At 62.2% G+C, this 21719-nt stretch carries 19 protein-coding genes; 8 read left to right on the top strand and 11 right to left on the bottom strand.

Annotated elements, in window-relative coordinates; translation table 11 throughout:
• Nucleotides 1-18 precede the first annotated feature (18 nt).
• The 5 genes from ATH90_RS26270 to ATH90_RS26250 form a co-directional block, all read right to left on the bottom strand.
• Nucleotides 19-2448: a TonB-dependent siderophore receptor gene (locus ATH90_RS26270; protein ID WP_098467482.1), complete on the bottom strand. Its 2430-nt coding sequence runs from the start codon at nt 2446-2448 to the stop codon at nt 19-21.
• Between the two features lie 198 nt (nt 2449-2646).
• Nucleotides 2647-3615 carry a FecR domain-containing protein gene (locus ATH90_RS26265; RefSeq protein WP_098467481.1) on the bottom strand — a complete coding sequence of 323 codons (969 nt, stop codon included), beginning with the start codon at nt 3613-3615 and terminating at the stop codon, nt 2647-2649.
• Nucleotides 3612-4130 (bottom strand): RNA polymerase sigma factor, encoded by a 519-nt coding sequence (locus ATH90_RS26260; protein ID WP_098467480.1) that lies wholly within the window; start codon nt 4128-4130, stop codon nt 3612-3614. The genes ATH90_RS26265 and ATH90_RS26260 overlap by 4 nt, the downstream gene beginning before the upstream one ends.
• Before the next feature lie 100 nt (nt 4131-4230).
• Nucleotides 4231-4938 (bottom strand): 3'-5' exonuclease, encoded by a 708-nt coding sequence (locus tag ATH90_RS26255; protein ID WP_098467479.1) that lies wholly within the window; start codon nt 4936-4938, stop codon nt 4231-4233.
• A complete protein-coding gene (locus ATH90_RS26250) occupies nt 4935-6857 on the bottom strand; it encodes a putative nucleotidyltransferase substrate binding domain-containing protein (RefSeq protein WP_034110670.1) in 1923 nt (640 codons plus the stop codon). The genes ATH90_RS26255 and ATH90_RS26250 overlap by 4 nt, the downstream gene beginning before the upstream one ends.
• A gap of 246 nt (nt 6858-7103) precedes the next feature.
• On the opposite strand from ATH90_RS26250, the gene ATH90_RS26245 reads away from it, so the two are divergent.
• On the top strand, nt 7104-7550 hold the full coding sequence (locus ATH90_RS26245) for a response regulator (protein ID WP_034109723.1): 447 nt from the start codon (nt 7104-7106) through the stop codon (nt 7548-7550).
• A gap of 87 nt (nt 7551-7637) precedes the next feature.
• Here the strand turns inward: ATH90_RS26245 and ATH90_RS26240 are convergent, their stop codons facing one another.
• Nucleotides 7638-9815 (bottom strand): malate synthase G, encoded by a 2178-nt coding sequence (locus tag ATH90_RS26240; protein ID WP_098467477.1) that lies wholly within the window; start codon nt 9813-9815, stop codon nt 7638-7640.
• Nucleotides 9816-10082: 267 nt separating this feature from the next.
• Between ATH90_RS26240 and ATH90_RS26235 the strand changes: the two genes are divergently transcribed.
• Nucleotides 10083-10595 (top strand): glycine cleavage system transcriptional repressor, encoded by a 513-nt coding sequence (locus ATH90_RS26235; protein ID WP_034109719.1) that lies wholly within the window; start codon nt 10083-10085, stop codon nt 10593-10595.
• Between the two features lie 223 nt (nt 10596-10818).
• Here the strand turns inward: ATH90_RS26235 and rarD are convergent, their stop codons facing one another.
• The 5 genes from rarD to ATH90_RS26210 form a co-directional block, all read right to left on the bottom strand.
• A complete protein-coding gene (rarD, locus tag ATH90_RS26230) occupies nt 10819-11703 on the bottom strand; it encodes an EamA family transporter RarD (protein ID WP_034109717.1) in 885 nt (294 codons plus the stop codon).
• 174 nt (nt 11704-11877) lie between these two features.
• Nucleotides 11878-12852 (bottom strand): serine/threonine protein kinase, encoded by a 975-nt coding sequence (locus tag ATH90_RS26225; RefSeq protein WP_034109715.1) that lies wholly within the window; start codon nt 12850-12852, stop codon nt 11878-11880.
• A 171-nt stretch (nt 12853-13023) separates the two neighbouring features.
• Nucleotides 13024-14922 carry a PhoX family protein gene (locus tag ATH90_RS26220; RefSeq protein ID WP_034109714.1) on the bottom strand — a complete coding sequence of 633 codons (1899 nt, stop codon included), beginning with the start codon at nt 14920-14922 and terminating at the stop codon, nt 13024-13026.
• Nucleotides 14923-15013: 91 nt separating this feature from the next.
• Nucleotides 15014-15778 carry a TOBE domain-containing protein gene (locus ATH90_RS26215; protein WP_098467476.1) on the bottom strand — a complete coding sequence of 255 codons (765 nt, stop codon included), beginning with the start codon at nt 15776-15778 and terminating at the stop codon, nt 15014-15016.
• 58 nt (nt 15779-15836) lie between these two features.
• A complete protein-coding gene (locus ATH90_RS26210) occupies nt 15837-16574 on the bottom strand; it encodes a ComF family protein (protein WP_098467475.1) in 738 nt (245 codons plus the stop codon).
• Between the two features lie 92 nt (nt 16575-16666).
• Between ATH90_RS26210 and bioB the strand changes: the two genes are divergently transcribed.
• The 6 genes from bioB to ATH90_RS26180 all read left to right on the top strand — a co-directional run bounded on the left by bioB (nt 16667) and on the right by ATH90_RS26180 (nt 21657).
• Complete coding sequence (gene bioB, locus ATH90_RS26205; RefSeq protein WP_016977842.1) at nt 16667-17722, top strand: biotin synthase BioB; 1056 nt, start codon at nt 16667-16669, stop codon at nt 17720-17722.
• A 159-nt stretch (nt 17723-17881) separates the two neighbouring features.
• The gene (bioF, locus tag ATH90_RS26200) at nt 17882-19063 is read left to right on the top strand and encodes an 8-amino-7-oxononanoate synthase (protein WP_098467474.1); all 1182 of its coding nucleotides are present in this window, start codon (nt 17882-17884) and stop codon (nt 19061-19063) included.
• Nucleotides 19056-19787, top strand: a complete 732-nt coding sequence (locus ATH90_RS26195; protein WP_034109707.1) for an alpha/beta fold hydrolase — start codon at nt 19056-19058, stop codon at nt 19785-19787. Before bioF ends, ATH90_RS26195 begins: the two co-directional genes overlap by 8 nt.
• Nucleotides 19780-20592 carry a malonyl-ACP O-methyltransferase BioC gene (bioC, locus tag ATH90_RS26190; protein WP_098467473.1) on the top strand — a complete coding sequence of 271 codons (813 nt, stop codon included), beginning with the start codon at nt 19780-19782 and terminating at the stop codon, nt 20590-20592. Before ATH90_RS26195 ends, bioC begins: the two co-directional genes overlap by 8 nt.
• Nucleotides 20589-21269 carry a dethiobiotin synthase gene (bioD, locus tag ATH90_RS26185; RefSeq protein ID WP_098467472.1) on the top strand — a complete coding sequence of 227 codons (681 nt, stop codon included), beginning with the start codon at nt 20589-20591 and terminating at the stop codon, nt 21267-21269. The genes bioC and bioD overlap by 4 nt, the downstream gene beginning before the upstream one ends.
• Nucleotides 21270-21375: 106 nt before the next feature.
• Nucleotides 21376-21657 carry a hypothetical protein gene (locus ATH90_RS26180; RefSeq protein ID WP_034109702.1) on the top strand — a complete coding sequence of 94 codons (282 nt, stop codon included), beginning with the start codon at nt 21376-21378 and terminating at the stop codon, nt 21655-21657.
• The last annotated feature ends 62 nt before the right edge of the window (nt 21658-21719 follow it).

Genomic DNA, 21719 nt, shown 5'->3' with positions numbered 1-21719 from the left:
GGTGGTTAACTCAGCCGATTACCACTGGTAGGTGGCGCTGGCGACAACGCTGCGTTGGTCGCCGAAGTAGCAGTAGTTGCCATCACAGGTAGAAAGGTAGTCCTTGTTGAACAGGTTGGTGGCGTTCAACTTCACCGAAGCACCCTTCAGGCTGTTGTCCAGGCGACCCAGGTCGTAGTGAACCGCACCGTCGAATATCGTGTAGGCATTGGCCTTGCCCAGCCAGGTGTTGGCCTGGTCGCCATAGGTGTTACCGGTGTAGCGGGCGCCAAAGCCGATGCCGAAGCCATCAAGTATGCCGGTGTGCCAGGTGTAGTCAGTCCACAGCGAGGCTTGCTGGTTGGGCATCAAGGTCAGGCGGTTGCCTTTGTAGATGCCTTTTTGCACCTCGGATTTCGCCAGGGTGTAGGCGGCGATGACCTTGAGGTTCTCGGTCACGTCAGACACGGCTTCCAGTTCCAGGCCCTTGACCTTCACTTCACCGGTCTGGCTGTTGATCTGCTGGCCCCCGGCACCTAGGGTGGTCACCTGCACATTCTTCTGGGTGAGGTCATAGACTGCCGCACTCAACAGTGTGTTGGAGCCGGGCGGCTGATACTTGACGCCCATTTCCCACTGCTTGCCCTCCGTCGGCTTGAACGTCTTGGTGGCATTAGTATCGGCGTTGCTCGCTGGCTGGAATGATTCGGCATAGGACAAGTACGGTACGAAGCCCGAATCGAATACGTAGCTCAGCGCTGCGTTGCCACTGAAATGTTTGACGCGGTCAGTGTTGGTCGCATCGTTGTCGTTGAAGTAGGTAGTGCCCTGATGCACCCAGTCTTCGCGCCCGCCCAAGGTCAGGCGCCAGTTGTCCAGGGCCATCTGGTCCTGCGCGTAGAGGCCGGTTTGCACGGTTTTCTGGTTGTAGTCGTAAAAAGGGCGGACGCCGGTTGGGCGCAACGTCGGTTGGGTGTTGATCGGGTTGAAGATGTTGATATTCGACGCCGTACCGTAGATCGCGCGATAGGTGGTATCGGTGCGTTGGTGATCCAGGCCGAGCAGCAACGTGTGGGTGATGTCGCCAGTGGCGAAGTCAGCCTGGAAGTTGTTGTCCACCGCGAATTGGCCGATGCTTTCATTCACATTAGTGGTCGACCGGGTGATATCGCCCGCCGCATTAGCCGGGGAGAATGCATAGGAGCCTACGGTCAATTGCTGGAAGTCGAGCTCGGACTTGGTATAGCGCAGGTTCTGCTTGAACTGCCAGGTATCGTTGAAGCGATGTTCGAACGCATAGCCCAGCGCGTAGTAAGTACGGTCGTAGAACTCGTAGTCCGGGTCGCCCAGATTCTTGTGGTGGGACACGTCGCCCAGCGGTGATTTGATCTTGGTGCCCTGGATCGGCATGAACTGGCTGGTGGTGCCGGTATCGTCGCGGGTGAACTGCGACAGGAAGGTCAGCTTGGTATCAGGGTCGATGTTCCAGGTCAGGCTTGGCGCGATGTTGTAGCGCTTGTTGTCGATATGGTCGACCTGGGTACCGGCATCGCGCACCACGCCGCTGAGGCCATAGAGGAACTGGCCTTCATCATCGATCTTGCCGGTGCTGGCAAAGTTGATCTGGCGGTAGTTGTCGCTGCCGTATTGCACCTGGACGGCATTGCTTGACTCAGCGCTGGGACGGCGGCTGACCATGTCCAGCAAGCCACCCGGCGGAGTCTGGCCGTACACCGACGAGGCCGGGCCGCGCAGCAGCGCGAGGCGGTCGAGGTTCCAGGTCTCGGCTTTCGGGTTGGCATACACACCACGCGGCAGTGGCAGGCCGTCGAGGAACTGGGTCGGCTCGAAGCCGCGCACACGCATCCAGTCGTAGCGGGTGTCGCTGCCGTAGCTGGAAGACACGATGCCGGGCATGTATTTGACTGCGTCATCCAGGTTCTGGACGTTGCGGTCCTGCATCTGCTCGCGGGTGGCGACGGAGATCGAGCGGGGAGCTTCGACCAGTGAGGTGTCGGTCTTGGTGCCCGCGGCGGTGCGTTTGGCCAGGTAGCCGTCTACCGGACCCCAGGCGCTTTCATAGCTGTCCTGGCCCGTGATGCTGGTGGTAGGCAACGCCACGACACCCTCAGGAACCGCCACCAAGGTATAAGTCCCCGCACTGCTCTGCTCCAACTGCAAACCCGTCCCACGCAATGCCTCACGCAGCGCACCCGGTGCATCGAACTGGCCCTGGACGGGCGCCGAGGTCTTGCCTGCGGCGAGTGCCGGGCTGAGGGTCAGTGCCAGGCCGCCCTGGCTGGCAATCTGGTTCAGGGTGCTGGCCAGTGGCGCCGCCGGCAGGTTGTAGGCGCGCACGCTGGACGCTTGTTCGGCGGCGATCAGCGAGGTGCTGGCCAGCGGGGCGCTGAGGGCAATGGCCACGGCTAACAGGCTGGGGCGCAACAGAGTGTCTAGCGTGCGGGACATGGGGCGGCTCCTGAATGGAAATATTTCGCAATTGCCTAGGTGCCGAACGAGAATCGAAAAGTGATAGGGCGAGACGAAAATATTTATTTGAGGCGTGTTTCAGGGCGCGATCGCGGGCAAGCCCGCTCCCACCCTGGAATGCATTTCAAGTGTGGGAGCGGCTTGCCCGCGAAGGCAGTCGGCCAGGCACCGCAACACCTAAGGCTTGCCCTTGACCATCACCCACCACGGCGTGTGCTGCTCGATCTGCACCGGCAGGGTGGGCAGCAGCGCGTTCAGTGCCAGGGTGGTGTCATGCAGTGGGAAGCTGCCGGTAATGCGCAGGTCAGCCACGTTTTTATCCACGCCCAGGTAACCGGTGCGGTAACGGCTGAGCTCCGCGACCACCTCGCCCAGGCGGGCGTTGTCCACCACCAGCATGCCGCGGGTCCAGGCGTCGGTGGCGGGGGTGACGGCAAGCGCAGGGCCGAGGCCGTCGCTGCGCATCAGCACTTGCTGGCCTTCCTTGAAGATCTGCTCCTGGCGCAGCGCCTCGGGCTGGGCGGCCACGGCCGATTGCAGCACGCTCAAGCGCGTGGCGTCGTCTTCGCGCTTGACGATAAACCGTGTGCCCAGCGCCCGCAGGCTGCCATCGCGGGTTGTTACATAGAAGGGGCGTGCGTCGTTGTGGCCGGTCTCCACCAGGATCTCGCCTTCCTGCAACACAATCAGCCGGCGTTTTTCATCAAAGCGCACGTCGATAGCACTGTGGGTATTGAGATTGATCAGCGTGCCGTCCGCCAGCTTCAGCGTGCGCTGCTCACCCGTGGCGGTGCGTTGATCAGCCAGCCAATAGTGGATCGGCACATAACGCTCACCGGCAAACAGCGCCAGGCCAATGACCAGTGCAATGCTCGCCAGGCCACTGCCCAGCTTGCGCACGCGCTGGCGAATACCTTCACGTGATTGCAATAACGCGGCCCGCGCCGGGCCCGAGGCCACGCTGAAACGCTGGTCAAGCATGCCCAGCTGGCGCCAGGCGCGGGCATGTTCTTCATCGCTGGCCAGCCACTTATCGAATTCTTCGCGCTCAACCGCGCTGCCATCGCCCGAATCGAGGGACAGTTGCCACGCGATGGCTGCATCCAGTACACGGGCCGAAACCGGTTTGGAGCTGATCACCGTCACTGTGGCTCGCCATACAGAGCGATGTAGCACTGGCGAATGCCCTGGGCCAGGTACTGGCGCACCCGGGGCACCGACACGCCCAGGCGCTGGGCGATTTCTGCGTGGCCCATGCCGTCGAGGCGGTTGTAGAGGAAAGCCGCACGGGCCTTGCTCGACAATTTGCCGAGCAGGCGGTCGATGGCCTTGAGGTCTTCGAGGATCAGTTGCTGTTCTTCCGGCGAAGGGTGTTCGCTTTCCGGGATCAGCATCAGTTCGGTCAGATAAGCCTGTTCCAGGGCAGCGCGACGGAAGTAGTCGAACAGCAGGCCCTTGGCGATCGCGATCAGAAACGCACGGGGTTCGCGGGGTTCGCGCAACTCCTCACGGCCGAGCAGGCGGATGAAGGTGTCCTGGCTCAGGTCTTCGGCGCGGCTCGGGCAGGCCACATTGCGTCGAAGCCAGGCCAACAGCCAGCCACGATGGTCGCGATACAACGCGCCAACAAGCTCACTGTGTGGGTTCTGGATCGACGACAAGGCATCACCTAGTAAACGAGATGTTTAAGCTAACGAGAATTATTCGCGATTGTGTCAGAGCCGTGGGGTGGGCGCAATTAGCGTCTGTCGGGAGATGGCATTAAAACGATGGCGCGTGTTTACGCCGTTTCCATTGGCTTAAACGCTCTTGCAATGCCTGTGGTGTGTCGATGTGCTGCTGGCGCGCGCGGCTGAACAGGATGAGCATCAGCTCCGCCGTGGCCAGGGCATCGGCGCTGGCGTGATGGCGTTCGCCCACGTGCAGGTTGAAGTGGTTGATCCAGTCGTCCAGCCCCGCTTCGCGGATAGGCGCGTCGGGGCAGAGCAGGGGGGCGATGTCGGCCACATCCAGGAACGGGTGGGCCAGGCGATAACCCAGGCTGTCCTTGAGCGCCCGGCACAGCATGTGTTGATCGAATGGCGCATGGAAGGCCAGCAATGGGCTGTCGCCGACGAACTCCATGAAGTCCAGCAGGGCGTCCACTGGATCGCTGCCGGCGGCGATCGCACTCGGGCCCAGGCCGTGGATCAAGACGCTGGGGCTGAGTTTTGTTTCGGCGCGTTGCAATGTGCGCTCGAACATCTGCGAGAAATCCACCGCGCCGTCCTCGATCACCACCGCGCCGATGGACAGCACCAGGTCACGGTTGAGGTTCAGGCCGCTGGTTTCCAGGTCCAGCACGACCCAGCGTTGGCTGCGCAAGGGTTCGCTGCCCAGCGGCGTCGGCTTGCGCAGTTGCTCCACACGCTGTTGTTGTGCGCTGTCGAGCCCCGGTTTTTTCGTGCGCAGCCAACTGAACAGACTCACAGCTGATACCGCAACGTCAGGCTGCTTTGCAGGCGCTGGGCCTGGCGCAGGGATTCACGCAGGATGCGCCGGTCCAGGTGGTTGAGGCTTTCAGGGTCGACGCGGTTGGAATACGGCTGGTTCTCGCGGGTCTGCAACTGGTGCTGTTGCATGCGGGTTTGCTGGATAAAGTGGTAGGCCTCTTCATACGCCGCGCCGTCCAGGGGCTCGATCACTTCCTTGACCACCAGTTGGCGCAGGCGCTCCAGGGTGTTGTTGGTGTGGATGCCATTGGCCAGGGCCAGCAGGCGGGCGCCGTCGACAAAGGGCGTAAGGCCCTGCACCTTGAGGTCGAGAGTGGCCTTCTCGCTGCCTTTACGCGTCAGCACAAACTCGCGAAAACGGCCGACGGGCGGTCGCTGGCGCAACGCGTTTTCGGCGAGCATGCGTTGGAACAAGCGGTTGTCAGCGACCTGATCGAGGATGCCCTGGCGCAATTGTTCGCAACCACGCTCATCGCCCCACACCACACGCAGGTCGAAATAGATGCTGGAGCCCAGCAGGTTCTCCGGTGTTGCCTCGCGGATAAACGCCGCAAACCGCCGCGCCCATTCGGCACGCGACAAGCACAACTCCGGGTTGCCGGCCATGATGTTGCCCTTGCACAGGCTGAACCCGCACAGCGCCAGGCTCTGGTTGATCTGCTGCGCGAGCGGTAACAGGCGGCCACGAATCTCGGCCGCTTCAGCGGCGTCCCGGGCGTCGAACAGGATGCCGTTGTCCTGATCGGTGTACAGCGTCTGCTCGCGGCGACCTTCGCTGCCAAAGCACAACCAACTGAATGGCACGCCAGGGTCGCCTTTTTCGGCGAGGGTCAGCTCGATCACCCGGCACACGGTGTGATCGTTGAGCAGCGTAATAATGTGGGTGATCTGGGTGGACGACGCGCCATGGGCCAGCATGCGCTCGACCAACTGGCCGATCTCGCCGCGAATCGCCACCAGGTTGTCCACCCGCGGTGCGTTGCGGATAGTGCGCGCCAGGTGCACCAGGTCCACCCGTTGCAGGGAAAACAGGTCGCGCTCGGACACCACGCCGCACAGGCGCTGGTCCTTGACCAGGCACACATGGGCAATGTGCCGTTCGGTCATGGCAATCGCCGCATCGAAAGCGCTGTGGTCCGGGGTGAGGAAGAAGGGCGCCTGGGTCATATGGCCTTCGATGCCCTGGCTGAAGTCACTGGTGCCGTCCGCCACGACCTGGCGCAAGTCGCGCAGGGTGAAAATCCCCAAGGGCGCCTTGAGCTCGTCGACAATCACAATGCTGCCCACCTGTTGCTCATGCATCAGCGTGACGGCTTCACGCAGGGGTGTGGTTGGGCTGCACGTAACCGGGTGGCGCATGGCCAATTCGCCGAGGCGAGTGTTCAGCGAGTATTGAGTGCCAAGGGTTTCCACCGCCTTCTGCTGCACTTGCTGGTTGACCTGGTCCAACAGGCTGCTGACGCCGCGCAAGGCAAAGTCTCGAAACGGGCTGGAAAGCGCGAACAGCTTGATAAAGGCTGGCTTGTTCAGTTGCAGGCAGAAAGTGTCTTCGGCGGCCTTGTGCTCGGTGCGGGTCGCCCGTTCGCCCAATAGCGCTGCCAGGGGGAAGCATTCGCCGGTGGTGATTTCAAAGGTGGTTTCGGCGCTGTCCGGCCGCTCTCCCACCACGCGGCCCTGCTTGACGATGTAAAAGTGCTCAACCGGCCCGCCCGACGGTTTGAGGATGCTGTCGCCGGGGCCATAAAAGCGTAACTGGCACTGTTCCACCAGAAACGCCAGGTGGGCATTTTCCATTTGGTTGAACGGCGGGAAGCGTTGCAGGAACTGCAGGGTGCCGTGAATGTTTTGCAACACAGCAGTTTTCCCCGCCTGGGCGAAGGCATCAGCTTTACTCATAACAGTGACCGCGTTTTTTTTGTCGTTATCGTCCCTCATGGTCGACTCCTGCGCAGCGGGTGCCCATTGGACGTAAGTCTAGGTCGATACAAACGGCACACACCTAGGGAAAAACCTTACATGACTATCGTCCAAAACCCGTAGAACGCCCACTAGGCAAACTTTCCGACGAAGTGCACATTGTTCGCCCTTCCGCAGATGTCTGACGAGTGTGCTGGGAGATTGATTAGAACTGCTGAGAACCGTATGTCCGACCACGATATTTTGAGTGATGCCGAGCGCGAGGCGCTGAGCGCCGTGATGCTGGAGCCTGATTTACCGCCACAACGTGTGTTGATTGTTGACGACGACAAGGACGCACGTGAATTGCTGGCGGAGATCCTGGGGCTGGACGGTATTCGTTGCATGACCGCCGAAAGTGGTGAGGCGGCGTGGGATTTGTTGAAGTCCAGCAGCTCTATCGGTTTGTTGATCACTGACCTGCGCATGGCGCCCAGCAATGGCCTGGAACTGATCCGCCAGGTGCGCGAGTCCACGCGTGCGGCATTGCCGATCATCATTATGTCGGGGGACGCGGAAGCGCCGGACGTGATTGATGCGATGCATTTGAGCGTGGTGGACTTCCTGCTCAAGCCGATTGATAGCGTGAAGTTGGCGAAGATGGTCAAGCGAGAGTTGGGGATGGCCTCCTGACTTTCTTACGGGCTTGCCAGCGATGCGGCCGGCTCGCTCTCCCTGACCCCATAAAAAAGCCCTGATCTCGCGATCAGGGCTTTTTATTTACAGGCCGTTCTTGGCCTTGAACTCCCGACGCCGACGGTGCAGCACCGGCTCGGTGTAGCCGTTAGGCTGCTTGGTGCCTTCAATCACCAACTCCACCGCTGCCTGGAACGCGATGTTGCTGTCGAAATCCGGCGCCAGTGGGCGATACAGTTTGTCCCCGGCATTCTGGCGGTCCACCACCGGCGCCATACGCTTGAGGCTTTCCAGCACCTGGGCTTCGGTGACGATGCCGTGGCGCAGCCAGTTGGCGATGTGCTGGCTGGAGATACGCAGGGTGGCGCGGTCCTCCATCAGGCCTACATCGTTGATGTCCGGCACTTTCGAACAGCCGACGCCCTGGTCGATCCAGCGCACGACATAGCCGAGGATGCCCTGGGCGTTGTTGTCCAGCTCGTTGCGGATTTCTTCCTCGGACCAATCGGTGTTCTGCGCCAGGGGAATAGTCAGGATGTCGTCCACCGAGGCGCGCTCGCGTTTGGCCAGTTCGGCCTGGCGGGCGAACACATCGACCTTGTGGTAGTGCAACGCGTGCAGCGCCGCTGCGGTTGGCGACGGCACCCAGGCGGTGTTGGCGCCGGCCAGTGGGTGAGCGATTTTCTGTTCGAGCATCGCCGCCATCAGGTCGGGCATGGCCCACATGCCTTTGCCGATCTGCGCGCGACCTTGCAGGCCGGTGCTCAAGCCGATATCGACGTTCCAGTTCTCGTAGGCGCCGATCCATTTTTCCGCCTTCATGGCCGCCTTGCGCACCATCGCGCCGGCTTCCATGGACGTATGGATCTCGTCGCCGGTGCGGTCGAGGAAGCCGGTGTTGATAAACACCACGCGCTCGCTGGCGGCCTTGATGCAGGCCTTGAGGTTGACCGTGGTGCGGCGCTCCTCGTCCATGATGCCGACCTTCAGCGTGTTGCGCGGCAGGTTCAGCACGTCTTCGATGCGACCGAACAACTCGTTGGTGAACGCCACTTCTTCCGGGCCGTGCATCTTCGGTTTAACGATGTACACGGAACCGGTGCGGCTGTTCTTGCGGCTGCTGTTGCCGTTGAGGCTATGGATGGCCGCCAGGCTGGTGAGCAGGCCGTCGAGGATGCCTTCAGGGACCTCGTTGCCGTCTTTGTCGAGGATCGCGTCGATGGTCATCAGATGGCCAACGTTACGCACGAACAGCAGCGAACGACCGTGCAGCGTCACGTCCTTGCCATCCACGCCGGTGTAGACGCGGTCGGCGTTCATGGTGCGGGTGAACGTCTTGCCGCCCTTGGCCACTTCTTCGGCCAGGTCGCCCTTCATCAGGCCGAGCCAGTTACGGTAGATCACCACTTTGTCGTCGGCATCCACGGCAGCGACCGAGTCTTCGCAGTCCATGATGGTGGTCAGCGCGGCTTCCACCAGCACATCTTTGACGCCGGCGGCGTCGGTCTGGCCGACCGGGGTGCTGGCGTCGATCTGGATCTCGAAGTGCAGGCCGTTGTGTTTCAACAGGATCGCGATGGGTTGGGCAGTGTCGCCCTGGAAGCCGATCAGTTGCGCGTCGTCACGCAGGCCGCTGTTGCTGCCGCCCTTGAGGCTGACGATCAGCGTGCCATCGACGATCTTGTAGCCGGTGGAATCCACATGGCTGCCGGCGCTGAGCGGTGCGGCTTCGTCGAGGAAGGCGCGTGCGAAGGCAATAACCTTGTCGCCCCGCACCTTGTTGTAGCCCTGGCCTTTCTCGGCGCCGTCGGCTTCGCTAATGGCATCGGTGCCATACAGTGCGTCGTACAGCGAACCCCAGCGCGCGTTCGAGGCGTTGAGGGCGAAGCGGGCGTTCATCACCGGCACTACCAGCTGGGGGCCGGCCATGCGTGCGATTTCGTCATCGACATTTTGGGTCGTGGCCTGGAAGTCTGCGGCTTCTGGCAGCAGGTATCCGATGTCTTGCAGGAAGGCCTTGTAGGCCACCGGGTCGTGGGCCTGGCCAGCTTGGGTTTGGTGCCAGGTATCGATCCGCGCTTGGAAATCGTCGCGTTTGGCGAGTAGGGCTTTGTTCTTCGGTGCCAGGTCATGGATGACCTTGTCGGCACCGGCCCAGAACTGGTCGGCAGTGATGCCGGTACCAGGAATGGCTTCGTTGTTCACGAAGTCGAACAGGACTTTGGCGACCTGCAGGCCACCGACTTGAACGTGTTCAGTCATTGCTTGCCTCACTCTGCGGAGCTTATGCGCTTTTTCAGATTTTCATTATGTAGTGCACGGTTGGGCATACTACATGATGACTTGCGGTTGTGAAAATTAGACTAAATACGTCGTTTAGCGACCCACTTTGGTCGTACGGTCACAGCGGAGAACCGGATGTTCTCAAAAAACTATTGGATTGTTCCAGATAAATATAAAAATGGTACACGATTTGTGATCGGGGCCTTCCGGGTCCACCTTGTAGATTGAATTCCAGAGGGCTTCACCATGGACCATCTTGTACTCACAATTATCGCCGCCGACAAACCCGGCGTGGTTGAACGCATTGCGCAGAACATCGCTGCCCACGGTGGCAACTGGCTGGAAAGCCGCATGGCTCACATGGCCGGGCAGTTCGCCGGGATTCTGCGGGTCAGCGTGCCGGCGGAAAACCGTCAAGCCCTGGTGGGCGCGCTGGAGGATTTGTCCACACATGGCATTCGTGTGCTGGTGGGTGAGGGCAGCACCGGCCAGGCAGTGGCATCCAAGTCGATTGTGATGACGCTTGTGGGCAATGACCGCTCGGGCATCGTGCGCGAGATCACGGCCTTGTTGAGCAAGCAGGGTGTGAACTTGGGGAGTCTCAGCACGGATGTGCGCCCAGCGCCCATGAGCGGTGACCCGTTGTTTACCGCCGAGGCGCTGTTGCAGGTGCCGGCGACGTTATCCCTGGATGACTTGCAGCAATCCCTGGAAACCCTGGCGGACGACCTGATGGTGGAACTGCATAACGAGGAATGATCTGCCCACAGGGTTATGCATCGAAATCTTGCATGGGCCTGTGGATAACCTGTAGAGACCCGGCGCCAGCCCACGTCGGCCGGGCTTCTCCGCTGTCTGAGCAAAAAACGAGCAGTTTCAAGGGCTTGTGCACAAATGGCGGGGATCAGGTTGTGGATAACCTTGGGGTGGATGTCTGCAAGCCACGTGTGTATTGGCTTGCAGAGGTTTGTACGTTATTTGATCAGCTTTTTCGCACGCTCAGCCAGATATCCACGCTGTATACCACCAGGCCCGCCCAGATGAAGGCGAAGGCGGTCAACGTGCTCGGCGCCAGGTGTTCGCCGAACAGCAGCACGGCTTCCAGCAGTACCAGCGTCGGCGCCACGTATTGCAAGAAGCCCAGGGCGGTGTAGGGCAAGTGCCGTGCGGCGGCGTTGAAACAGACCAGCGGGATCAGCGTCACCGGGCCCGCGGCCACCAGCCACCAGGCTTCGGACGTACTCCAGAACGCCATCTGTGCGCTGTGGGCCGATGGGTTGAAGAGCAACCACGCCACGGCAATCGGCACCAGCATCCAGGTCTCCACCACCAGCCCCGGTAGCGCCTTGACCGGCGCCTGTTTGCGGATCAGCCCGTAGAAGCCAAAGGTCAACGCCAGCACCAGCGACACCCACGGCAAGCTGCCCACCTGCCACACCTGTTGTGCCACACCCACCGCAGCCAACCCGACCGCGACCCACTGCAAGCGGCGCAGGCGCTCGCCCAGGATCAGCATGCCCAACACCACATTCACCAGCGGGTTGATGTAGTAACCCAGGCTCGCTTCCAGCATGCGCCCGCTGTTCACCGACCACACGTAGGTCAGCCAGTTACCCGCGATCAACGAACCACTGAGTGCCAGGATCGCCAGGCGCTTGGGGTTGTCGCGCAGTTCGCGGAACCAGCCAGGGTGCTTCCATACCATCAGCAACAACGCGCCGAACAGCGCCGACCACAGCACGCGGTGCACGATAATCTCGGCGGCCGGGACGCTGGCGATGGCTTTGAAGTAGAGCGGGAACAGACCCCAGATGACGTAGGCGCTCAGGCCCAGTATGTACCCCTTGCGGGGGTTGGCGGCTTGCATTGAGAATCCTTGCTTAGGCAGCTAACAAAGCGCGATTGTAAGGATTTTTGTCAGGCAATGGGCGGCGCTTTTCTGTGGGCGCTGGCTTGCCTGCGATGGCGACACCCGGGTGCCACAGGGACACCGAGTTGCCTGCATCGCAGGCAAGCCAGCGCCCACAAGGAGAGGGTAGGGTCAGAAGAGCTTGAGGGGCTCTTCGTTCAGGGCCGAGAGCTGTTCGCGCAACGCCAGCACCTGGTCACCCCAATAGCGCTCGCTGCCAAACCACGGAAAGCTGTGGGGGAACGCCGGGTCATCCCAGCGCCGTGCCAGCCAGGCGCTGTAATGCATCAGGCGCAGGGCGCGCAGGGGTTCGATCAGCGCCAATTCACGCGGATCGAAGTCGTGGAATTCCTGGTAACCGTCCATCAGCTCCGACAACTGGCCCAGGCATTCCTGGCGATCGCCGGCGAGCATCATCCACAGGTCTTGCACCGCCGGGCCCATGCGGCAGTCATCCAGGTCGACGATATGGAACATCTCGTCGCGGCACATCATGTTGCCGGGGTGGCAATCGCCATGCATGCGGATGTTCTTGTGCGGCGTGGCCTTGTACACCTCTTCCACACGCTTGAGCAGGTCGCGGGCCACGGACTCGTAGGCGGGCAACAGGCTCTTGGGAATGAAGTTGCCTTCCAGCAAGGTGGTGAGGGAGTCGTGACCGAAGTTCTTCACGCCCAGGGCTTCACGGTGTTCGAACGGACGCGTGGAACCCACTGCATGCAAACGACCGAGCAGTTGCCCAAGACGGTAAAGCTGGTCGAGATTGCCCGGCTCCGGCGCACGGCCACCACGGCGTGGGAACAAGGTGAAACGGAACCCGGCATGCTCGAACAGGCTTTCGCCGTCGTGGATGAGGGGCGCGACCACCGGCACTTCGCATTCCGCCAGTTCGAAGGTGAATCGGTGTTCTTCGAGGATCGCCTCGTTGGTCCAGCGTTGCGGGCGGTAGAACTTGGCGATCAGTGGCTCCGAATCCTCGATGCCCACTTGATACACGCGGTTTTCGTAGCTGTTGAGCGCCAGGACGCGAGCATCGCTGAGGAAACCGATGCTTTCGACAGCGTCGAGCACCAGGTCGGGGGTGAGTGTTTCAAACGGATGGGCCATGCGAACTCCTGCGCGCAGCAGGGCGCCGCGTCCGGCCGGCTATGGTAACAGCATCGATAGGTGGTGGCTGTTCGGACGCCTTCGCGAGCAGGCGCGCTCCCACAGTCGACCGCTTTTTTATGTTGGAACTCGGTCAATGGTGGGAGCGGGCTTGCTCGCGAACAGGGGCTATCAGGCGCCGACGATGCCGCCATCATCGCGCCGAATCGCCATCACCGACGAACGCGGCTTGCCGTTCGGCAGATGCTCCGGCCAGGTGGACCCGCCGGTTTCGCCAGGGTGCTGAATCCCCACGAACAGTGTCTTCTGATCGGGCGAGAAGCTGATGCCCGTCACTTCACAGGCCACCGGTCCGACCATGAAACGACGGATTTCCCCAGTGGCAGGGTCGGCACAGAGCATCTGGTTATTGCCCATCCCCGCGAAGTCACCGGCGTTGCTGTAGTCGCCGTCGGTGAGAATCCACAAGCGCCCGGCCTTGTCGAAACCCAGGCCATCGGGGCTGTTGAACATGTTCTGCGGGTTGATGTTCGACGAGCCGCCCTTTGGCAAACCTGCGTGTACACCAGGATTGCCGGCCACCACGAACAGGTCCCAGCTGAAATCACTGGCTCCGTGATTATCGGCGTCGGCCTTCCAGCGCAGGATCTGGCCGTAGACGTTTTTCTCGCGCGGGTTGGGGCCGCCCACCGGCTGGCCGTCTTCACCGCGCTTGGCGTTGTTGGTGAGGGTGCAATAGACCTGGCCATCGGTCGGGCTGACCACGATCCATTCCGGGCGGTCCATACGAGTGGCTTTCACCACGCTGGCGGCGAGGCGCGCATGGATCAGCACTTCGGCCTGGCTGGCGAAGCCGGTGCTGGCGTCGATGCCATTCTTGCCGTGCGTCAGTTCGACCCACTGGCCCTTGCCCTTGGGTTGGTCGGCGTTGCCGTCACCTGCGTCGAAGATCGCCACGTACAAGGTGCCGTGGTCGAGCAGGTCCTTGTTGGCCTTGGGGTTCTTGTGATTGATCTTGTCGCGGCTGATGAATTTGTAGATGAATTCGCCGCGCTCGTCGTCGCCCATGTACACCACGGCGCGGCCGTCACGGGTTTCGGCCAGGGCGGCGTTTTCGTGCTTGAAGCGGCCCAGGGCGGTGCGCTTGACCGGCGTGGAGTGCGGGTCGAACGGGTCGATTTCCACTACCCAGCCATGGCGGTTGAGTTCGTTGGGGTTTTTGGCCAGGTCAAAGCGCGGGTCGTGTGGGTGCCAGTTGATGTCTTTGCTGGCCGCGACCACGCCGTAGCGTTTCTGCCCGGCGTCGAAGGTTTGCTGTGGGTTGCTGCTGCCGAAGCAGTCAGTGAAGTTCTCTTCACACGTCAGGTAGGTGCCCCATGGCGTCTTGCCGTTGGCGCAGTTCTGGAAGGTGCCGAGCACTTTCTTGCCGGTTTTGTCGGCGCTGGTTTTCAGCCAGGCGTGGCCGGCGGCGGGACCGCTGAGGCGGATCGGCGAGTTGCCGTGGATGCGGCGGTTGTAGCGTGAGTCCTGGACGAACTGCCACGTGTCGCCCTTGCGCTGCACTTCGATCACTGACACCCCTTCGCTGGCCTGGGCCTTGTGCACGTCTTCGGCCGATTGCGGCGCGCCGCCATGGGCGAAGAGGTAGCGGTAGTTGGTGTACTCGTTGTTGATCGCCATCAGTGCGCGGTTGTCGTCGCCAGGGAAAGCGAACAGGCTCATGCCGTCGTTATTGTCGCCGAACTGCTGTTCCTGGGCCTTGGCCGTGCCGTTGCCGGATGGGTCGAAGGCCGGGGCGCTCTTGCTCAGCGGCTGGCCCCAACTGATCAGCACGGAGGCGCTGTACCCCGGCGGCAAGGTGATAGCGTCGCTGGTGGCGGCGGCGATGCTGGTAAAGCCCAGCAGCGGGCTGGCGCTGGTGGCGTTGACGGCCAGCGCACTGCGGGTCAGCAGGTTGCCACCGAGGAACATCGCGGCACCGCACAAGGCACCGGCGCCGATGAAGCGGCGGCGGGTGAGGCCAACCATCTGTTCCAGGTCGGTGGCTTGGTTTTCTTCTAATAGGCTCATCTCAGGCTCCCTGCGGTTTTTGCAGACACCATAAGGAGCGTGCGTGACGAAATTGTTGCAGTTTGAAGGCGTGTGCAGTGTTGGGCCGCGGCTACACCGGCGTACCGAGCAGCACATTGCTCGGCGCAAATTGCACCTGGATCGGCTTGCCCTCGGCGGCACCCAAGGCATTGAGTGCGTCGGGCTGCGCCAGGGCGCATAAAACCTGGCCGTTGGGCAGGGCGATGCGGACTTCGCTGGGGCCGTCATCGGCGTCGAGAATGGCGTCGACAATACCGCTCATGCAATTGTGTCCAGTTGTTGCAGGATGCTCGGGCGCCAGCAATTCCAGCCAGCCGGCCTTGATCAGCGCGACCACTTCCACGCCGGTTTCCAGTTCCAGCCGCTGCGTGCTGTCGTGGGTGATCTGCGCTTGCAGGCTCAGACCGCCGGCAAGCTGCAGCCGGACCCGATCGTTACGGCCGTGCTGTTCAATGGCGATGACCTGGCCGTGCAGTTGGTTGCGCGCGCTGGTGCGTAGCATCAAGCGGCCGAGCAGGTTGAAGTCGCTGGCCGCTTCATCGGAGCCCAGCACTTCGGCCTGCAACGCTTGCAGGCGCTGGTAGAGACGCAACACGCGCTCGCCCTCGGCCGTCAGCTTGGCGCCGCCACCGCCCTTGCCGCCGACGCTGCGCTCCACCAGGGGGTTCTGCGCGAGGTTGTTCAGCTCGTCGATGGCATCCCACGCCGCCTTGTAGCTCAAGCCTGCGCTTTTTGCCGCGCGGGTGATGGAGCCCTGCTCGGCGATATGCGCCAGCAAGGCAATGCGCTGGGGGCGACGGATGATGTGTTGGCTGAGGGACGCTGGCAGTGACATGTGGATACGCTTCGATAAGGTGAGTGGAACGTTGCGGCCAAGGTTGACGGGAGTCAAGTCAGCTGCCGGGTTTGGGCGTGCGCGCCAGGCAGTACACATCGACCTGGCGCGCCCCGGCGTTCATCAGCAGCCGTGCCAGGCTGTGGGCAGTGGCGCCGGTGGTCAGCACGTCGTCTACCAAGGCCAGGTGGCGGCCTTGCACCTGGGCGTCGGGCGCCAAGGCGAAGGCACCGAGCAGGTTGCGCTTGCGTGTCTTTGCATCGAGGGCTTGCTGGGCGACGGTTTCATGGGGGCGTAACAACAGGTGTTCATCGTAGGCGATGTTCAGGTCGCTGCTGAGCCAGCGCGCCAGCATCAAGGCCTGGTTATAGCCGCGTTCGCGCAGGCGCTTGCGGGCCATTGGCACCGGCAGCAGGCAATCGGGGCGCGTGAGTTCGTTGTTATCGAGGCGGTCCTGCAGGTACTGCGCCAGGAGCCTTGCAAGCATCTGCCCAAGTGGCCAGCGTGCCTGGTGCTTGAAGCGGCTGACCAGGCTGTCGATGGGGAAGCCGTAGGTCCAGGGTGCGATCACCTGTTTAAACGCCGGTGGTTGTTTCAGGCATTGGCCGCAAATCAGACCCTCCATCGGCAGGGGCAATGCGCAGACATCGCAGTGCTCCATCAGCCAGGGCAGATCGGTTTCGCAGACGTTGCACACACAATCGGCCGATTCCGTCGCTTCATCGCAGATTAAACAGGTTTGTGTGTTTTTTAGCCAGATGTAAACCTGGCGTTTGTGGCTGGGTTGACAGTGCATGAATCTTCCTTAAATATGCCGAGCATCCGTGTCGTGCCTGTGGGTATTGCCCTTCCCGCAGCGCTTGCCAAAGCATAATCAAGGAATCGCCCATGAGCGCCAGCACCACCGCCACCTTGCGTCACGATTGGTCCCTCGCCGAAGTCAAAGCGCTGTTCGTGCAGCCATTCAACGACCTGCTGTTCCAAGCGCAGACCGTGCACCGCGCGCATTTCGACGCCAACCGTGTGCAAGTGTCGACGCTGCTCTCGATCAAAACCGGTGCCTGCCCGGAAGATTGCAAATATTGTCCGCAGTCGGGCCACTACAACACCGGCCTGGAAAAAGAAAAGCTGATGGAAGTGCAGAAGGTCCTGGAAGAGGCTGCTCGCGCCAAAGCCATTGGCTCGACCCGCTTCTGCATGGGCGCCGCCTGGAAGCACCCGTCGGCCAAAGACATGCCCTACGTGCTGCAGATGGTCAAGGGCGTGAAGGCCATGGGCCTGGAAACCTGCATGACCCTCGGTCGTCTCGACCAGGACCAGACCGAAGCCCTGGCCCAGGCTGGGCTCGACTACTACAACCACAACCTCGATACCTCGCCGGAGTTCTACGGCAGCATCATCACCACCCGCACCTACAGCGAGCGCCTGCAAACCCTGGCCTACGTACGTGATTCGGGAATGAAGATCTGCTCCGGTGGCATCCTCGGCATGGGTGAGTCCCTCGACGACCGTGCCAACCTGCTGATCCAACTGGCCAACCTGCCTGAGCACCCGGAATCGGTGCCGATCAACATGTTGGTGAAGGTCGCCGGTACGCCGCTGGAAAACGCCGAAGACATCGACCCGTTCGACTTCATCCGCATGCTCGCCGTGGCGCGCATCCTGATGCCGCAGTCCCATGTGCGCCTGTCGGCCGGCCGGGAAGCGATGAACGAGCAGATGCAGGCCCTGGCGTTCTTCGCCGGCGCCAACTCGATCTTCTACGGTGACAAACTGCTGACCACCGCCAACCCGCAGGCCGACAAGGACATGCAACTGTTCTCGCGCCTGGGCATCCTGCCGGAAGCGCGTGAAGAACACGCGGATGAGGTGCATCAGGCGGCGATCGAACAGGCGCTGGTGGAGCAGAAGAGCAGCGAGCAGTTCTATAACGCTGTGGTTTAAAACCCCACTGATCTCCCTATTAGCATGCGATTCAAATGTGGGAGCCGGCTTGCCTGCGATGACGGCGGCACATTCAACATCAATGTGTCTGAATCACCGCTATCGCAGGCTTGCCTGCTCTCACATTGGATCGAGTTCACCTGATGTATCGAGGCCAGCATGTCTTTCGATCTCGCCGCGCGCCTCGCTGCCCGCCGTGCCCAGCACCTTTATCGTCAACGCCCGCTACTGGGCAGCCCCCAAGGCCCGGAAGTGGTGGTGGACGGCCAGCCGCTGCTGGCGTTCTGCAACAACGATTACCTGGGCCTGGCCAATCACCCGCAAGTGATCGAAGCCTGGCGTGCCGGCGCGTCGCGTTGGGGCGTGGGCGGTGGCGCTTCGCACCTGGTGATCGGGCATGCCACGCCGCACCATGAGCTTGAAGAAGCCCTGGCGCACCTCACCGGCCGCCCGCGCGCGCTGCTGTTTACCACCGGCTACATGGCCAACCTCGGCGCCGTCACGGCGTTGGTGGGGCAGGGCGATACGGTGCTGCAGGACCGCCTCAACCATGCATCGCTACTGGATGCGGGCTTGTTGTCCGGGGCGCGCTTCAACCGCTATCTGCACAACGACGCGGCAAGCCTGGCCAAGCGCCTGGAGAAGGCTACCGGCAATACGCTGGTGGTCACCGACGGCGTGTTCAGCATGGATGGCGACTTGGCAGACCTGCCGGCGCTGGCCCGGGAAACCAAGGCCAGGGGCGCCTGGTTGATGGTGGACGACGCCCATGGCTTCGGCCCATTGGGTGCCAACGGCGGTGGGATTGTCGAGCATTTCGGCCTGAGCCAGGACGACGTACCGGTACTGGTCGGCACCCTTGGCAAAGCATTCGGCACGGCCGGCGCCTTTGTGGCCGGCAGTGAAGACCTGATCGAAAGCCTGATCCAGTTCGCCCGCCCGTACATCTACACCACCAGCCAACCGCCCGCCCTGGCCTGCGCCACCTTGAAGAGCCTGGAGTTGCTGCGCACCGAGCACTGGCGGCGCGAGCACCTCAACAGCCTGGTCCGACAGTTCCGCCAGGGCGCCGAGCAGCTTGGCCTGGACCTGATGGAGAGCTTCACGCCGATCCAGCCGATCCTGATCGGTGACAGCGCCAAGGCCGTGCGTCTGTCGCAGATGCTGCGCCAGCGCGGCCTGATGGTGACAGCGATTCGCCCACCCACCGTGCCGGCCGGCAGCGCACGTTTGCGCGTGACACTGACGGCGGCCCACAGCGCGGCGCAGGTGCAGCTATTGTTAGACGGATTGGAAGTGTGTTTCCGCTCGTTAGGCGCCACGGAGCCCGACCATGCGTGATCGACTGATATTGCTCCCCGGCTGGGGCCTCGGCGTATCGCCGCTGGAGCCATTGGCCGCCGCGTTGCAAGGGCTGGACGAACACCTGCGGGTGCAGATCGAGCCGTTGCCGGTGTTGGGTTCCAGCGACTTGGGTGAATGGCTCGAGGAACTCGACGCCACGCTGCCGGACAATGCCTGGCTGGGCGGTTGGTCCCTGGGTGGCATGCTCGCATCGGAACTGGCCGCGCGGCGCGGCGAACGCTGTTGCGGCCTGCTGACACTGGCCAGCAACCCGTGTTTTGTCGCCCACGACGGTTGGCCGAACGCGATGCCTGCCGAGACGTTCGACGCGTTTCTCGCCGGCTGCCATGCCGACTCTCAGGTCACCCTCAAGCGCTTCGGCCTGCTGTGCGCCAAGGGCGCTGAAGACCCACGCGGGCTGTCGCGGCTGCTGGTCAGCGGGGCGCCGAATTCGCCGTCAAGTGTATTGATGCCCGGCCTTGAACTGCTCGCCCAACTCGACACCCGCGAAGCCTTGCTGGCGTATCGCGGCCCGCAGTTGCACCTGTTCGCCGGCCTGGACGGGTTGGTGCCTGCGCAAGCCGCCAGCGACCTGCTGGCTCTGCTTCCGGATGTTGAAATCGGCCTGATCGAACAGGCCGGCCACGCTTTTCTTCTGGAAGACCCCCACGGCGTCGCGGGGGCTATCCAGGCTTTTTTGCATGAGTGCCTCGATGACTGATTTATCCCACGCCCCGCTGCCCGGTGCCTTGCCGGACAAGCGCCAGGTCGCTGCGTCGTTTTCCCGCGCGGCGGCCAGTTACGACAGTGTTGCCGAGTTGCAGCGCGCGGTGGGGCATGAACTGCTGGGGCGCCTGCCGTCGACGTGTGCGCCGCAACGCTGGCTCGATATGGGGTGCGGCACCGGGTATTTCAGCCGGGTGTTGGCTCCGGCGTTGCCAGCCAGCCAGGGTGTGGCACTGGATATTGCCGAAGGCATGCTCAACCACGCGCGGCCATTGGGCGGCGCCGGGCATTTCATCGCCGGCGATGCCGAACGCCTGCCGTTGCGGGACGCCAGCTTCGGGCTGATCTTCTCCAGCCTGGCGGTGCAATGGTGTGCGGATTTCACGGCGGTGCTCAGCGAGGCGCATCGCGTGTTGCAACCGGGTGGTGTGCTGGCGTTTGCGAGTTTATGCGTGGGAACACTGGATGAGTTGCGCGAAAGCTGGCGCGCGGCGGATGGCATGGTGCACGTCAATCGCTTTCGCACCTTCGAGGCGTATCAACAGCTATGCGCGGCCAGTGGTTTGCGCGTGGTGAGCCTGGAGCGCCGGCCCCATGTGCTGCATTACCCCGATGTACGCAGCCTGACCCATGAGTTGAAGGCGCTGGGTGCGCACAATCTCAACCCGGGACGGCCGGGAGGGTTGACGGGGCGCGCGCGGATTGTTGCACTGGCACAAGCGTATGAGCAGTTCCGCCAGGCCCAAGGCCTGCCGGCGACTTACCAAGTGGTGTATGCCGTACTGGAGAAACCTCTATGAGCGCCGCTTACTTCATCACCGGGACCGACACCGATGTCGGCAAGACCACCATCGCCGCCGGCCTGCTGCACGCGGCGCGCCAGGCCGGCAGGAGCACTGCGGCCGGTAAGCCCGTGGCGTCCGGCTGCCAGGTCACGGCCAAAGGCTTGCGCAACGCCGATGCCCTGGCGTTGCTGGCCGAGTGTTCGTTGCCGCTGACGTATGCCGAGGTCAACCCCGTAGCCTTCGAGCCCGCTATCGCCCCGCATTTGGCAGCACGGGAGGCGGGCGTTGCGTTGACGGTGCAATCGCTGTTGAAACCCATGCAGCACATCCTGGCGCAGCAAGCGGATTTCACGTTGATCGAAGGTGCGGGCGGCTGGCGCGTGCCGTTGGCCGACCAGGACAACCTGTCGGATTTGGCCATGGCGCTCAAGCTGCCGGTGATCCTGGTGGTTGGCGTGCGTTTGGGCTGTATCAGTCATGCGTTGCTGACCGCCGAGGCCATCGCCCGAGACGGTTTGCCGCTGGCGGGTTGGGTGGCGAATATCATCGACCCCAAGACCTCTCGTCTGGAAGAAAACCTCGCCACGCTGGCGGAGCGGTTGCCTGCACCGTGCCTGGGGCGCGTGCCCAAACTCAAGCACGCCGGGGCCCAAGCCGTTGCTGAATACTTGCAGTTGGACTTGCTTGACTGATTTTGGCTATCAACAAGGCATTATGCCATTAGTGTTTTTGACGAGCCCTTTGCCGGGATATCTGCTTCAATTCAACTTCACGATTCTCTAAAGGCAGGCTTACGCCATGGAAATCTCTGGAAGCAGCGCGTTTTACTCGGGCCTGAGCAGCATTCAGACCGGGCAGAACCGTGTCGACCAGGCTGCGGGCAAGATTGCCAGCGCCGCGACGACCCAGCCGTCGGATGCGCAAAGCGACCGTTTGCAAGCCAACGATCGCGCCCAGCCATCGAACTCGGCCAGCAACATGGTCGAAATGGCCCAAGGCAAGTTCCAGGTGGAACTGGGCGTAAAAGTGGCCAAGGCTTCGGATGAAATGCTTGGCACCCTGATCGACACCTACGCTTAAACCCTCTACACGCCGACCGGCTCTCGCTTCATGTGGGAGCTGGTTCGCTTGCGATAGCATCA

It is taken from the genome of Pseudomonas lurida, from assembly GCF_002563895.1.
GTDB lineage: Bacteria > Pseudomonadota > Gammaproteobacteria > Pseudomonadales > Pseudomonadaceae > Aquipseudomonas > Aquipseudomonas lurida.
The sequence above is the reverse complement of the archived record's forward strand: the minus strand, read 5'-3'. Positions and strand labels throughout refer to the sequence as shown.